Genomic DNA, 242 nt, shown 5'->3' on the forward strand with positions numbered 1-242 from the left:
TCTCTTCAGATCTCTTTGTCATAGTTGGATAAGAGCATTCCGGGAGCGCCCAAAGGTAGTAGTTTCACGAGTGTATGAGTCATCATGCTCTGAGTTCAGCTCTCTTCGAGTGTTGAACCTGATGTCTAGCAATAGCTCTGCAATAGTTGTCAAGCGTTCATCTGTAAGTTCGGCATAGAAAGCTGAAGGATGAGGTAGGATCATGATGTTTCCTGGCTGATTTTGAGTTTTGTCAACCAAAA

1 protein-coding gene is annotated in these 242 nt (G+C 43.4%); it reads right to left on the reverse strand.

Going from position 1 to position 242, the window contains the following annotated elements; genetic code table 11:
* Positions 1–18: 18 nt before the first annotated feature.
* Positions 19–242, reverse strand: a 224-nt coding sequence (locus tag Q5762_RS39455; RefSeq protein WP_315897140.1) for a hypothetical protein, incomplete at its 5' end; no start/stop codon positions are given.

Source organism: Streptomyces sp. P9(2023) (assembly GCF_032436795.1).
GTDB lineage: Bacteria > Actinomycetota > Actinomycetes > Streptomycetales > Streptomycetaceae > Streptomyces.